At 71.8% G+C, this 14,002-nt stretch carries 13 protein-coding genes; 6 read left to right on the plus strand and 7 right to left on the minus strand.

Annotated features, from left to right (window positions below; genetic code table 11):
* The first annotated feature begins 211 nt into the window (after positions 1-211).
* Positions 212-1,039: an enoyl-CoA hydratase family protein gene (locus ACFWM2_RS27690; protein WP_383285454.1), complete on the plus strand. Its 828-nt coding sequence runs from the start codon at positions 212-214 to the stop codon at positions 1,037-1,039.
* Positions 1,024-3,369: a bifunctional salicylyl-CoA 5-hydroxylase/oxidoreductase gene (locus ACFWM2_RS27695; RefSeq protein WP_383285457.1), complete on the plus strand. Its 2,346-nt coding sequence runs from the start codon at positions 1,024-1,026 to the stop codon at positions 3,367-3,369. Before ACFWM2_RS27690 ends, ACFWM2_RS27695 begins: the two co-directional genes overlap by 16 nt.
* A 27-nt stretch (positions 3,370-3,396) precedes the next feature.
* Here the strand turns inward: ACFWM2_RS27695 and cysC are convergent, their stop codons facing one another.
* From cysC to ACFWM2_RS27725, 6 genes are all read right to left on the minus strand, one after another.
* Entirely contained in the window at positions 3,397-3,948 is a 552-nt protein-coding gene (gene cysC, locus ACFWM2_RS27700; protein WP_383285460.1) for an adenylyl-sulfate kinase, read from the minus strand.
* On the minus strand, positions 3,945-5,174 hold the full coding sequence (locus ACFWM2_RS27705; protein WP_383285463.1) for a glycosyltransferase family 4 protein: 1,230 nt from the start codon (positions 5,172-5,174) through the stop codon (positions 3,945-3,947). Before ACFWM2_RS27705 ends, cysC begins: the two co-directional genes overlap by 4 nt.
* Positions 5,171-5,587 (minus strand): hypothetical protein, encoded by a 417-nt coding sequence (locus tag ACFWM2_RS27710; protein WP_383285466.1) that lies wholly within the window; start codon positions 5,585-5,587, stop codon positions 5,171-5,173. The genes ACFWM2_RS27705 and ACFWM2_RS27710 overlap by 4 nt, the downstream gene beginning before the upstream one ends.
* The gene (locus ACFWM2_RS27715; protein WP_383285469.1) at positions 5,584-6,468 is read right to left on the minus strand and encodes a sulfotransferase family protein; all 885 of its coding nucleotides are present in this window, start codon (positions 6,466-6,468) and stop codon (positions 5,584-5,586) included. The genes ACFWM2_RS27710 and ACFWM2_RS27715 overlap by 4 nt, the downstream gene beginning before the upstream one ends.
* Before the next feature lie 225 nt (positions 6,469-6,693).
* Positions 6,694-7,518, minus strand: coding sequence for a PaaX family transcriptional regulator C-terminal domain-containing protein (locus ACFWM2_RS27720; RefSeq protein WP_383285472.1), 825 nt, complete (start codon positions 7,516-7,518; stop codon positions 6,694-6,696).
* A gap of 15 nt (positions 7,519-7,533) precedes the next feature.
* A complete protein-coding gene (locus ACFWM2_RS27725; protein ID WP_383285474.1) occupies positions 7,534-9,357 on the minus strand; it encodes an AMP-binding protein in 1,824 nt (607 codons plus the stop codon).
* A 187-nt stretch (positions 9,358-9,544) separates the two neighbouring features.
* Between ACFWM2_RS27725 and ACFWM2_RS27730 the strand changes: the two genes are divergently transcribed.
* The 3 genes from ACFWM2_RS27730 to dnaN all read left to right on the plus strand — a co-directional run bounded on the left by ACFWM2_RS27730 (position 9,545) and on the right by dnaN (position 12,672).
* Positions 9,545-10,696 (plus strand): acyl-CoA dehydrogenase family protein, encoded by a 1,152-nt coding sequence (locus ACFWM2_RS27730; RefSeq protein WP_383285477.1) that lies wholly within the window; start codon positions 9,545-9,547, stop codon positions 10,694-10,696.
* Positions 10,693-11,091 carry a RidA family protein gene (locus tag ACFWM2_RS27735; protein WP_383285480.1) on the plus strand — a complete coding sequence of 133 codons (399 nt, stop codon included), beginning with the start codon at positions 10,693-10,695 and terminating at the stop codon, positions 11,089-11,091. The genes ACFWM2_RS27730 and ACFWM2_RS27735 overlap by 4 nt, the downstream gene beginning before the upstream one ends.
* Positions 11,092-11,532: 441 nt before the next feature.
* Positions 11,533-12,672, plus strand: coding sequence for a DNA polymerase III subunit beta (dnaN, locus tag ACFWM2_RS27740; protein WP_383285483.1), 1,140 nt, complete (start codon positions 11,533-11,535; stop codon positions 12,670-12,672).
* A gap of 108 nt (positions 12,673-12,780) precedes the next feature.
* Here the strand turns inward: dnaN and ACFWM2_RS27745 are convergent, their stop codons facing one another.
* Positions 12,781-12,972, minus strand: coding sequence for a DUF5999 family protein (locus tag ACFWM2_RS27745; RefSeq protein WP_383285486.1), 192 nt, complete (start codon positions 12,970-12,972; stop codon positions 12,781-12,783).
* 523 nt (positions 12,973-13,495) lie between these two features.
* Here ACFWM2_RS27745 and ACFWM2_RS27750 point away from each other — a divergent pair.
* The gene (locus tag ACFWM2_RS27750; protein ID WP_383285489.1) at positions 13,496-13,960 is read left to right on the plus strand and encodes a DUF6299 family protein; all 465 of its coding nucleotides are present in this window, start codon (positions 13,496-13,498) and stop codon (positions 13,958-13,960) included.
* The last annotated feature ends 42 nt before the right edge of the window (positions 13,961-14,002 follow it).

The raw sequence follows: 14,002 nt of genomic DNA on the forward strand, positions 1-14,002 counted from the left end.
GCGCCGGCCGGGACGTTCGTCCCGGGTACCGGCCGTCGTACCCACGAGAACGGCCCGCCTCGCACGGATGATCCGGTCGTTACGGGGCTATCGACGATCCGTGACTCGGTGACGGGAGCGTCGCTTTCCGGGCAGGGCTATTGCGCACTCATGACGACAGTCACGGATGAGTGATAAATTCGGGGAACAGTGCCCGAGGAGGCCGCACGTCATGAGTCCCTTCACCGGCTCCGCCGCCCGCACCCCCGACTGGCAGCACGTGAGGTGCCGGGTCAGCGACGGGGTCGCGACGGTCACCCTCGCCCGCCCCGAGAAACTCAACGCGCTCACCTTCGGCGCCTACGCCGACCTGCGGGACCTGCTGGCCGAGCTGTCCCGCGAGAAATCCGTCCGCGCCCTGGTGCTGGCGGGGGAGGGGCGCGGCTTCTGCTCCGGCGGTGACGTCGACGAGATCATCGGCGCGACCCTGGCGATGGACACCGCCCAGCTCCTGGACTTCAACCGGATGACCGGGCAGGTCGTGCGGGCCGTACGGGAGTGTCCGTTCCCGGTGATCGCCGCCGTGCACGGGGTGGCCGCGGGTGCCGGGGCCGTGCTCGCCCTGGCGGCCGACTTCCGGGTCGCCGACCCCTCGGCCCGGTTCGCCTTCCTCTTCACCCGCGTCGGACTGTCCGGCGGCGACATGGGCGCCGCGTATCTGCTGCCCCGGGTCGTCGGGCTCGGGCACGCCACCCGGCTGCTGATGCTCGGCGAACCCGTCCGGGCGCCCGAGGCCGAGCGGATCGGCCTGATCAGCGAACTTGCCGACGAGGGCCGCTCCGACCAGGCCGCCCAGGCGCTGGCCCGCCGACTCGCGGAAGGCCCGGCGCTCGCATACGCCCAGACGAAGGCCCTGCTCACCGCGGAACTGGACATGCCGCTCGCCGCCTCGGTGGAGCTGGACGCCGCCACCCAGGCGCTGCTCATGAACGGCGAGGACTACGCGGAGTTCCATGCGGCGTTCACGGAGAAGCGGCCGCCGAAGTGGCGGGGGCGGTGACCGTGGCCCTGCGTGTGGCCGTGATCGGCGGCGGACCCGGCGGGCTCTACACCGCCGCGCTGCTCAAGCGTCTCGATCCGGAGCGGGAGATCACCGTCTGGGAGCGCAACGCGCCCGACGACACCTTCGGCTTCGGCGTGGTCCTCTCCGACGAGACCCTCGGCGGGATCGAGCACGCCGACCCCGTCGTCTACGCGGCGCTGAGCGAGGAGTTCGTCCGCTGGGACGACATCGACATCGTGCACCGCGGAGTGCGCCACACCTCCGGCGGCCACGGCTTCGCCGCACTCGGCCGGCGCCGGCTCCTGGAGATCCTGCACGAGCGCTGCCGCTCACTCGGCGTCGACCTGCGCTTCCGGACCGAGGCCCCGTCGACCGCCCGGCTGACCACGGAGTACGACCTCGTGGTGGCCGCCGACGGTGTGCGCAGCCTCACCCGCGGCGCGCACGCCGAGGCGTTCGGACCGTCCGTCGAGGAACACCGCTGCCGCTACATCTGGCTCGCCGCCGACTTCGCCTTCGACGCCTTCCGCTTCGAGATCGCCGAGACCGAGCACGGCGTGATGCAACTGCACGGCTACCCCTACTCCCGCTCGTCGCCCGACCACACCCCCTCAACGAGGTCCTCCGGGCCACCGAACCAATGCGGCGCGTCGACCGTCATCGTGGAGATGCGCGAAGAGGTCTGGCGGGCGGCGGGCTTCGCCGAGCTGGACGAGCGGGAGTCCGCCGAGCGCTGCGCCAAGATCTTCACGGACGCGCTCGGCGGCCGCGCCCTGCGCTCCCACAGGTCCGCCTGGACCACCTTCCGTACGGTCGTCAACGACCGCTGGTCGCACGGGAATCTGGTGCTCCTCGGCGACGCCGCCCACACCGCGCACTTCTCCATCGGGTCCGGTACGAAGCTGGCGGTGGAGGACGCCCTGGCGCTGGCCGCCTGTCTGGAGGAACAGCCGACGCTCCAGGAGGCGCTGCTCGCGTACGAGGCGGAGCGGCGGCCGGTCGTCGCGTCCACGCAGCGGGCCGCCCGCGCCAGCCTGGAGTGGTTCGAGAACATCGGGCTCTATCTCGACCAGCCCGCCCGCCAGTTCGCCTTCAACCTCCTCACCCGCAGCCGCCGGGTCACGCACGACAACCTGCGGCTGCGCGACCCGCACTTCGCCGAGACCGTGGAGCGCGAGTTCGGCTGCCCGGCCGGCACACCACCGATGTTCACGCCCTTCCGGCTGCGCGAACTGACCCTGCGCAACCGGGTCGTCGTCTCGCCCATGGACATGTACTCGGCGGCGGACGGAGTCCCCGGCGACTTCCACCTCGTGCACCTCGGCGCGCGGGCGCTGGGCGGCGCCGGGCTGGTGATGACCGAGATGGTGTGCGTCAGCGCCGAGGGCCGCATCACCCCGGGCTGCGCGGGGCTCTACACCTCCGGTCAGGCCGACGCGTGGCGGCGGATCACCGACTTCGTGCACGCCCAGGCGCCGGGCACGGCGATCGGTGTGCAGCTCGGCCACTCCGGGCGCAAGGGCTCCACCAAGCTGATGTGGGAAGGCATCGACGAGCCCCTGGAGGACGGCAACTGGCCGGTGGTGGCCGCCTCCCCGATCCCGTACACGGCGAACAACCAGACACCCGGTGAGCTCGACCGCGCCCAACTCGCCGAGCTCCGCGAGCAGTTCACCGCCGCTGCCCGGCGGGCCGCGGACTGCGGCTTCGACCTGCTCGAACTGCACTGCGCGCACGGCTATCTGCTCTCCGGCTTCCTCTCGCCGCTCACCAACCGCAGGACCGACGCCTACGGCGGCTCACTCGCCGGCCGGCTGCGCTTCCCGCTCGAAGTCTTCGACGCGGTACGGGCCGTGTGGCCGAAGGAGCGGCCGATGACCGTACGGATCTCGGCCACCGACTGGGCCGAGGGCGGCAACGGCGCGGACGAGGCGGTCGAGATCGCCCGCGCGTTCGCCGCGCACGGTGCCGACGCCGTCGACGTGTCGACCGGGCAGGTCGTCGCGGACGAACGCCCCGACTACGGACGCTCGTACCAGACGCCGTTCGCCGACCGGATCCGCAACGAGACGGGGATCCCGGTGATCGCCGTTGGCGCGATCTCCTCCTGGGACGACGTCAACTCCCTGATCCTGGCCGGGCGTACGGACCTGTGCGCGCTCGCCCGCCCTCATCTCTACGACCCGCACTGGACGCTGCACGCGGCCGCCGAGCAGGGGTACTCCGGGCCGGGCGTCGCCTGGCCGAAGCCGTACGGTGCGGGCAGCCGGCCCCCGCGGACCGGCCGCACCGACGCCCCCAAACCCCGGCTCACGCTGGGGACTTGATGGGTCTTGGGGTGCAGGGGAGGTCCGTCACGCGAGCCCCTTTGCCGCCAGCAGAGCGTGGACCGAGTCCGCCGACTCCTCGGGTGTCTGCAGCTGCGTCTCCAGGCTGAGCGCGGGGTCGAGCGGTGGCTCGTACGGGTCGTCCACTCCGGTGAGCCCGGTCAGCATGCCCGCTGCCTGACGCGCGTACAGGCCCTTCACGTCCCGCTCGCTGCACACCTCGACAGGGGTCGCCACATGCACTTCGAAATACGGCGTGCCGCTCGCCTCGTGGCGCTTGCGCACCGCCTCGCGGCTGTCGGCGTACGGCGCGATGACGGGCACCACGGCCAGCACCCCGTTGCGCGCGAGCACCTCGGCGACCAGGCCGATGCGCTGCACGTTCGTGTGGCGGTCCGCGCGGGAGAAGCCGAGACCGGCGGAGAGGAACCGGCGGATCTCGTCGCCGTCGAGGACCTCGACACGGTGTCCCTCGGACCTCAGCCGGCCGGCGAGGACACGGGCGATCGTGGTCTTGCCCGCACTCGGCAGCCCGGTGAGCCAGATCGTGGCTCCCTGCGCCCTGGACGTGGTGGTCATGCGTGCTGTCCTTTCGCGGTGCCGCCCGGGCGCCGTTGTGCGTGGAGTTCACGGAAGAGGGCTTCCCACCGGGGATGCACGGCGTCGGGGCCGTACGAGGAGGCCGTCAGGACCGCCGCGACGCCCATGTCCGCCCGCAGTCGCCGGTCGGCCATCAGCCGTCCCATGGCGTCGGCGAGCGCGTCCGGGTCCTCCGGCGGGACGAGCAGGCCGTCGACTCCGTGCGTGAGCACGTCCGCCGGGCCGGTCGGACAGTCGAAGCTCACCACCGGCAGCGAGTGGCTCATCGCCTCGATCATCACCATCGGCAGCCCCTCGAAGCGCGAACTCAGCACATAGAACGACGCCTTGGCGAGCTCGTCGTCGAGGCGGTCGGTGTGGCCCATCAGGAAGACGTGGTTGTAGAGATGGTGCTCCTCGACGAGGGCACGCAGCTCGGCCTTCTTCTCGCCGCTGCCGTAGATCCGCAACTGCCAGTCGGGGTGCGTCTCGACGAGCTTCGCCCAGGCCGGGATCAGCAGGTCGAAGCCCTTCTGCGGGAAGAGCCGGCCGGCCGCGACCGCGATCTTCGACTGGTGGCGGGAGGGCACCTGGTCGAGCGAGTGCACGGCGTTGGGGATGCGGACCACCCGAGTGCCGGGAAGCAGTCGTGCGTACTCCTCGCGGTCGCGTTCCGTCAGGACGGCGACCGTGTCGAAGCGCGGATAGGTCTCCCGGATCCGCCGCCGCACATCGGGTTTGTGCGTCCCGTGGTTCATGTGCTCCTGCGCGACCCGGACCACCCCGCCGGTGGCGTGCTCGGCGGCGAGGAAGTTGAGCGCGGGCCGCGTGGTCACCAGGACGCCGTCGGTCAGCGTGCGCAGATACGCGATGAGCCGCTGCTCGACGTACCGGTTGAAGTACCGGTAGCCGAACTCGCCCGGGGGAACGTGTCTCGCCGGCCGGTCGAGCAGCCGGCCCCGGCGCCACTCGCGCCAACGGCCGACGAGCCCGGTGGCCGGGGTGTGGGCCGCCTCGCGCAGATCGACGACGGTGGAGACCCGCACCCGGGGGTCCAGCGGGAACTGGACGTCGTCCCGGCGGCGCACCGCACTGACCAGTTCGACCTGCCAGCCCGCCGCCACAAGGGAGTTGGCCTGGTTCATCACCGTACGGATGGTGCCGCCGCGGCCGTAGGCGTGCAGCAGCAGATAGCGGACCCGGGGGAGTGACTGACGTCCCGTCATAGGTCGTTCCCTGTACGGCACTTCAGCGACAGGTTGTCCTTGACCGTGTAGTACGGGCGGACCCGCAGGCCGTCCACACACTGTTCCGGAAACACCATGATCTTCTTCTTGTCGCGGATGTCGTCGAGCTGTCGTCCGGCGCGCAACTGCGCCTCGCCGTCGGTGAGATGGATGTCCCACTCCTCGACCTCGGCCTGGCCGTCGGTCGACAGGTCGGCGACGGGCAGCTCGCTCTCGAACCGGTCGCCCGCCAGCCGCACCTTGTACCGCAGACGCTGGTCGGTGCGGGCCCGGCGCACGAGCAGCAGCCGCCAGTCGTCCGTGTCACGCACGGGCCGTCCGTGGAGGTGTCCGACGAGACGTATGTAGCCGTCGCGCGGCCAGACCTCCGCTATCTCGGCGTGCGGCTTCACGAGCTGTAGCCCCAGGCCCGGCACATCGGCCGCAGCAGCGGGGGTATCTCCTCCTCGGCGGGCAGCGCGCGCCCGGACTGCACGCTGCCGCTGCGGATCTTGTCCCGCCAGTCACCGAGGCCCTTGACCAGCCGGCTGGCATCGCGGGTGCCGTAGTCGAGCATGGCCGGCTCGAAGTCCAGGTCCAGGAAGGCGCAGAGCCCGCGCAGTTCCTTCTCGGGGGCGGCGGTGATGTCCTCGTAGCGCACGGTGTGGCCGCCGGTGATGGCCTCGCGCGCGGTGTCGACGGCCGTCATGTAGCGCAGCGCGTCGGCGGCCGCCTCGGCGTAGGTGCGCTTGTCCGGGTCGCCCTCGTGCCACGACTGCGCGATGGAGACGGGGTGGCGCAGCAGGAAGACGAAGCGGGCATCGGGCCAGCAGTCTCTGATGCGTTCGTGGACGAACGCGTTGCTGGGTGTCTTCTCGACGATGAAGTCCTTGCCCGAGCGCGTCAGTTCGCGGTGCATGACCCGGTCCCACAGCAGGTGTTCCAGGTCGCCGCGCTCCAGGTCGAGGGCGCTCATCGCGCGCTGCGAGAGCTTGCTCCCGTAGTCGACCTCCAGACGGCGGATGTGCAACTCGTGCGGGGAGTGCAGCCGTGAGTGGGCGTTGAGCAGCATGCGCAGCAGGGTCGAACCGGAACGCACCGGAGACATGATGAAGACCGGCTGCCGCAGCAACCGGTCCGTGGCGAGCTCCTCGGGGGCCGGACATCGGTACACCGGCGTGGGCCGCCTCGCCGGTCTGGCCGCCGAGACCTTCTGTCCGGGCGGCGCGGCCCGGCGCACCTGGAGGCCCGTGGTGGCGGTGAGCGCCCGGTTCAGACTGCGCAGGAGAGTCATGCGCCCCGACGCTAGGTAAGAAGTCTGAGAGGAGAGACGGAGGAACCTGAGGGTTCCCTTAGCGCGCCGGATTGTTACCGAGGGCACGGTTCCGGGGGGCTCGGGGCCTGTCGGACGGGGTGCGCGTCCGCGTTCCCGGGGTGTCCGGCGTGGCTCGGTCGGGCCGCGCCGGACCACGTTCCCGGGGTGCCCCGCGCATCCGGGCAGCGACGGACCGGCCGCCGCTCAGGCAGCCCGGCGCACGCCCGCGAACTCCGCCCCCGCGTCCCGCAGTCGCTCGTGCAGCGCACCGAAGACGGCGGCCGAGCGGACGCCCGGCCAGTCCTGGGGCAGCAACTCGGCGGGCAGCCCGGGATCGGTGTACGGCAGATGACGCCAGGAGTCCAGGGCGAGCAGATAGTCGCGATACGCCTCCTCGGGCGGGGTGTCCGCGCGCCCCTCCCAGTCGTGCAGCACGCGCGCGTGGCGGTCCAGGAACGCCTCGTGCTCCTTGGCGATCGCGGCCAGGTCCCACCAGCGCGCGACCGCCTCGGCGGTCGCCGCGAATCCCAGGTGCTCGCCGCGGAACAGGTCCACGTACGGGTCGAGCCGCAGCCGTTCCAGGGTGTGCCGCGTCTCCTCGTAGAGGCGGGCCGGCGCGATCCACACGCCCGGGGCCGCCGTCCCGAAGCCGAGGCCGGCCAGCCGGGAGCGCAGCACGTGCCGTTTCTGCCGTTCCGACTCCGGGACGGAGAAGACCGCGAGCACCCACCCCTCGTTCCGCGGGGGCACCGCCGCGTACACGCGCCGGTCGCCGTCGTCGAGCAGTTGGCGCGCGTCGGGCGACAGCGCGTATCCGGCCGCGCCCGCCGGTGTGCGCTCCGGCGCGAGCAGCCCGCGCCGTTTGAGCCGCGAGACCGAGGACCGTACGGAGGGGGCGTCGACGCCGACCGCGGCGAGGAGCCGGATCAGCTCGGCCACCGGCACCGGGCCGGGCGCATGGCGGCCGTACGCGCCGTAGAAAGTGACGATGAGGGACCGGGGGGCGTGCTGCTCGGACACGTTGATCACTCTAGAGGCCGTAGATCATTCCGGCTTACCTTCCACGGGTACGGGACCGCCGGGCGGGGCCGCGCGAGGGCCGGCCGCGGAAGGGTCGGCTGCGGGAGCACCGGCTGGGGAAGGGCCGGCTCCGGGAGCACCGCCGCCGTCCGCCGCCGGGCGGGGGCCTGCCACGGATGCGCGCCCGCCCTCCGCGGGGCCCCGCTCGGCATCGGCCCGCAGCCGGAACCGCTGGAGCTTCCCGGTCGCCGTGCGCGGCAGCGCGTCCAGAAAGACGATCTCGCGCGGGCATTTGTACGGCGCCAGTTCCGACTTGAGGAAGACGCGCAGCTCCTCCGCGTCCCGGTGCGCGCCCGCCCGCAGTACGGCGTACGCCACCACCACCTGACCGCGCGCCGCGTCGGTGCGCCCCACGACGGCCGTCTCCACCACGTCGGGATGGCGCAGCAGCGCGTCCTCCACCTCCGGCCCGGCGATGTTGTAGCCGGCCGAGATGATCATGTCGTCGGCGCGGGCGACATAGCTGAAGTAGCCGTCGGGGTCCCGCACATAGGTGTCACCGGTGATGTTCCAGCCGCCGCGCACGTACTCCTGTTGCCGCGGGTCGGCGAGGTAGCGGCAGCCGACCGGGCCGCGCACCGCGAGCAGCCCCGGCTCGCCGTCGGGCACGGGCTCACCGGACTCGTCCACCACGCGCGCGTGCCACCCCGGCACGGGCACACCCGTCGTACCGGGCCGGACGGCCTCGTCGGCCGCGGAGATGAAGATGTGCAACAACTCGGTCGCGCCGATGCCGTTGATGATCCGCAGCCCGGTGCGCTCGTGCCAGGCCCGCCAGGTGGCCGCCGGCAGGTTCTCGCCCGCCGAGACACAGCGCCGCAGGGACGAGACGTCGTACGAGTCCAGCTCGTCGAGCATCGCCCGGTACGCGGTCGGCGCGGTGAACAGGACCGACACCCGGTGCTCCGCGATCGCGGGCAACAGCTGCCTGGGGCCGGCCTGTTCGAGGAGCAGGGAGCTGGCGCCGGCCCGCATCGGGAAGACGACGAGCCCGCCGAGGCCGAAGGTGAAGCCCAGCGGGGGGCTGCCGGTGAAGACGTCGTCCCGGTGCGGCCGCAGCACATGCTTCGAGAAGGTGTCCGCTGTCGCCAGCACATCGCGATGGAAGTGCAGGCACCCCTTGGGGCGGCCGGTGGTGCCGGACGTGAACGCGATCAGTGCGATGTCGTCGGAGGCGGTGGCCGCGGCCGGGTAGGGCTCGTCGGGCGCGCCCGTGATCCGCAGCAGCAGGTCGTCGGGTGCGTCCCCGCCGTACGTCGTCACCCGCAGTCCGGGGATCTCGGCCTTCACCAGGTCGTCCACGGACCGGATGTCGCACAGCGCATGCGTCACCCGGGCGATGCCGCACATGGTGGTCAGCTCGTGCGGCCGCTGCTGGGCCAGTACGGTGACGGCGACCGCGCCCGTCTTCAGCACCGCCAGCCAGCACGCGGCCAGCCACGGGGTGGTGGGCCCGCGCAGCAGCACGCGGTTGCCGGGTACGACGCCCAGTTCCGCGCTCAGCACATGCGCGATCCGGTCGACACGGGCGAGCAGCTGGCCGTACGTCCACATGTCCCCGGACGGCGTACGGAACACCGGGCGCTCCGCACCGAACCGCTCCACCGTCCGGTCCAGCAGCTCGACGGCACAGTTCAGCCGCTCGGGGTAGCGCAGCTCGGGCAGCTCGAAGCGGAGCTCCGGCCACTGCTCGGGGGGCGGGAGATGGTCGCGCGCGAAGGTGTCGACGTGCGCCGAGACCGATGGCCGTACGGCGTCGGCGGTGTCCGTGGGGTCCCTGGGGTCCATGGCCGTTCGCCCCCTTGTCGTGGTGGGCTCGCACTGGGAGCGTATCGTGTTGGTGACGACAGTCAACAGTTCGCGATACCGTCGCAGGGGCGGCCGCCGGTTCCGGCCGGCTCGCGGAGCCGTGGGGCCGGCCGGCTCGTACGCTTCAGCGGTCCGTGCGGCCGCCCGGCAGGAGAGGGGACCGGCAATGACCGCATTCTCGCTCGATCCGGCACAAACCGCCTGGTGCGCCGAGCTGCGCACCCTGGCCGTGGAGCGGCTGCGCCCCCTCGTGGACAAGACCGAGCCGGGCCGTGTGAACCGCCCGCTCGTCTCGGAACTGGGCCGACTCGGTCTGCTCTCCCGCCTGTTCACCTCGGGCGCGCTCGACCTGTGTCTGATGCGCGAGTCCCTGGCGCAGGTCTGCACGGAGGCCGAGACGGCACTCGCGTTGCAGGGCCTGGGCGCGCACCCGGTGCACGCGTACGGCACCGGGGCCCAGCGGGACCGGTGGCTGCCGCGGGTGAGCGAGGGCAGCGCGGTCGCGGCCTTCGCCCTCAGCGAGCCCGGCGCGGGCTCGGACGCGGCTGCGCTGGCCCTGCGGGCCGACCCGGACGGCTCCGGCGGATGGCGGCTCACCGGTCAGAAGTGCTGGATCTCCAACGCCCCCGAGGCCGACTTCGCCACCGTGTTCGCCCGCACCACCCCGGACGCCGGCGCCCGTGGCGTCACCGCCTTCCTCGTCCCCGCCGACCGCCCCGGGCTCACCGGCACCCCGCTCGACCTGCTCTCGCCGCACCCCATCGGGACCCTCGACTTCGACGCCGTCCGGGTGACGGCCGACGACGTGCTCGGCGAACCCGACCGCGGCTTCCGGGTGGCCATGGGCACCCTCAACCTCTTCCGGCCGAGCGTGGGCGCCTTCGCGGTCGGCATGGCACAGGCGGCACTCGACGCGACGCTCACCCACACGGCTCAACGCCAGGCGTTCGGCGGCACGTTGAGCGCTCTGCAGACGGTGGCCCACCAGGTCGCCGAGATGGCCCTGCGCACGGAGGCCGCCCGCCTCATGGTCTACGCGGCCGCGGCGGCGTACGACGCCGGAGCCCCGGACGTTCCCCAGCGGGCCGCGATGGCCAAACTGCTGGCCACGGAGACCGCCCAGTACGTCGTCGACGCGGCCGTCCAGCTCCACGGCGCCCGCGCCCTGCGCCGCGGCCATCTGCTCGAACACCTCTACCGGGAGGTGCGCGCACCCCGGATCTACGAAGGAGCGAGCGAGGTCCAACGGGCCGTCATCGCCAAGGAGTTGTACAAGAAGCCCATTGCCGACGCCTACCGGGAGGTGGAGGTCCCATGACCGCCGAGCGCATCAATCCGCCGGAACTCTCGCCACCCACCGGCTTCTCGCACGCCGTCGTCGCCACCGGCAGCCGCGTCGTCTTCCTGGCCGGCCAGACCGCGCTCGACACCGACGGCAAGGTGGTCGGGGAGACCCTCCCGGAACAGTTCGAGACGGCTCTCACCGGTCTGCTGACCGCCCTCCGGGCCGCCGGCGGCACCCCCGCCGACCTGGCCCGCGTCACCGTCTACGCCACCGACGTCGCGGACTATCGCGCCCGCGCCGCCGAACTCGGCCGCATCTGGCGGACGTTGGCGGGCCGTGACTTCCCCGCGATGGCCGTCATCGGCGTCGTACGCCTCTGGGACGAACAGGCGCTGGTCGAGCTCGACGGGTTCGCGGTGTTGCCGTAGATGACCGATTCCAAAGGGTCGGTGAGCGAAGGCGATCAGTGAGCGTAGGACGGGTTGTCGCGTGTGGTCGTTGTGCCGGATCGCGGCGGTCAATTCGAGGATCCGCTGCATCATCCGGTGATGACGCCGCGGGGTGTGCGGCCGCGGTGATGTTCGAGATCGAGCTGTAGTTCTTGTCGCCGATCAGCGTCTGACCGGGCAGGGCGGCGGCGATTCCGGGTTCGGCCGTGAGCAGGTCGAGCAGATTCTCGCGCTCGTCGGCCTCGCTCCGGCGCAGGTCGTCGGTTTTCCCATCGAGCGCGGTCGCGAGGAAGTCCAAGTCGGGCGTCACCACGGGATCGTGGGCACCCTCGCCTGGCGTGCCGGGACGGACCGAGCGTTGTCAGTGGCGACATATAGCGTGCGCGGACCAACTGGTGTGACGCGATGGGGGATGTACGGATGGAGTTCCGGATCGAGCGAGGCGCTCTCGCCGAGGCCGTGGCCTGGGCGGCCAAGTCGTTGCCCGCACGTTCGCCCGTACCTGTGCTGGGTGGCTTGATACTGGACGCGGCGGACGGACGGCTGCGTATCTCGGGCTTCGACTACGAGGCGTCCGCGACCATCGAGGTCCCGGCGGAGACGCTGACGGCCGGTCGGGTGCTCGTGCTCGGGCGCAGACTGCTGGACATCTGCCGGGTATTGCCCGATGCGATGGTGACGTGCGCGCTGGAAGGAGCGCGCTTCACGATGGAAGGGGGCGGTACGCGCTTTGGGCTGTCGACCTTGCCCATGCAGGAGTATCCCGCGCTTCCCGCGCTTCCCGCCTTTCGCGGAACGTTGGATGCGGCAGAGTTCGCGGCGGCGGTCGCACAAGTGGTGATAGCCGCCGGTCGTGACGACTACCTCCCGGTGCTCACGGGGATCCAGCTCCGGCTGGATGGCGAGTCCCTGACGTTGGCCGCTACGGACCGATACCGGTATGCCGTGCGTGTGGTGCCGTGGAAGCCGCAGGGGGCGGGTTCCGATGCGGTGGAGGTAGTGGTTCCCGGCCGCAGGCTGGCCGAGATCTCTCGTGCGCTGACGAAGTCGGGGCTGATCCGCATCGGGCTGAGCGGCACGGGTGACTCGGGTGGTGGCTTGATCGCCTTCGAGGGAACCGGGATGCGTACGACACTGCGGTTGCTGGAAGGGCGGCTGCCGCGCTACGACAAGTTGTTCACACTGGACGGTCCGGCAGTCGCGGTCACGGAGCGGGAGGCGCTCGCCGACGCGGTCCGCCGTGTCGCGGTCGTCGCGGAGCCGAACAGCCCGATCCGGCTCGACTTCTCCGCCCAGGGAACCGTCCTCCTGCAGGCGGGGTACGAAGACGACATTGCTTCGCAGCAGCTCGCGGCCACGTTGACCGACGCCGATGACCTGGAGGTCGCCTTCAACCCCGCGTACTTGATGGAAGCCCTCAACTCCTTCGACGCCCCTCAAGTGCGCTTTGAACTTCTGGGCCCCGGCCGGCGGGCACTACTCAGTGGCGTACGGGACGAGGATGACGCGGCACGCGAAGACCACCGCCATCTACTCATATCAGTACGGCAACTGAGCTGACGAACAGCCGGAGCCGCCCCTTGGAATCGATCATCCAGGGCCTGTCCGACGATGCCCGTCGTCGCCCGGAGGGCGGCCTCGTGAGGTGGACGGGAGGATCGCTGAGGATCAGGCGGCGGCGGCGAGCTGTCCGACGGGCAGCCGGCGCGGGGCGACCACACTGCCGTCGGGCAGCAGCTCGCCGGTGTCGTCGAAGACGATCGCCCCGTCGCACCGCAGGCTCCAGCCCTGCTCGGGGTGGGCGGCGACGATGTGCGCGGCCTCGCGGCCGGGACGGTCCGAAGTCTGGTGGGAACACATGGCGCACCTCCACGTCGGATGCGATAGGTGGTCGGCGGCGCTGTCGCCACCTCGCATGGATAGACCATCCTCCCGCCGCGAACTCATCGGAACACCCGGCCCTTGAGCGTGACAACACGCGGACATCACGCGGACGCCGCCAAGACGGTCGCGGCGGATCCGCGCCGAAATCCGTCCGTGGATCTCCCCCGAGCGGCCTCGGGGCCCACTGCCGTCCGAGCCGAGCCGAGCCGGAGCTCACCGTCCCGACCGCCGCGCACGTACGATCCCGGTCCCGCGGAGTCGCGGGCTCCTGGTCCCGCGGGCTCGTGGACCCCGGGCTCACGAGCCCCCGTGCTCGCAGACCCCGGGCTAGCAGGCCCTTGGACGCACAGACCCCCGAGTCCACAGCCCCTTGGACGCACAGACCCCCGGACTCGCCACCGAAGGAGTGACGGTCACCGTCCGCGGTGCGGTGGCCCGGTACCTGTGGAACCTCTGTTCCCCGTCTCCCGTTCCGGGCCCCGTTCCAGGAGGTACTTCCATGTCCTTGCGCCAGGTCGTCGGCGCGGCCACCGGTGTCGCGCTGCTGCTGCTCACCGCCCCCGCCGCCCATGCGCTCATCGACCCCTTCGAGTCGGTCACCGTCGACCCGACCGGCACCGTCGCCCCGGACGGCACGATCACCCTCTCCGGCACCTACCGCTGCACGGACGGCACCGGCGCGGTCTTCGTGAGCTCGTCCCTGCGCCAGGGCGACAGCAACGTGCGGCACGGCATTGGCGGCACCAGCGCGGTCTGTGACGGCGCGGAGCACCGCTGGACGAACTCGGACCGCCCCGAACTCGGCCGCTTCAAGGCCGGGGCGGCCGATGTCGAGGCCACGCTGATGGAGCTGCGCCCCACCTCCAGCGGCCTCCCGCTGCCGCGCTTCCACGCGGCCCGGCAGCAGCAGGTCACCCTCGTACCGGCCTGGGGGCAGGGGATCGCCGCGCCCGCCCAGCCCTGAGAGACCGTCACACCGGAGCCGCCGTCCCCTGCGGGGGCGGTG

Origin of the sequence: Streptomyces sp. NPDC058371, from assembly GCF_042723265.1 — a bacterium.
GTDB lineage: Bacteria > Actinomycetota > Actinomycetes > Streptomycetales > Streptomycetaceae > Streptomyces.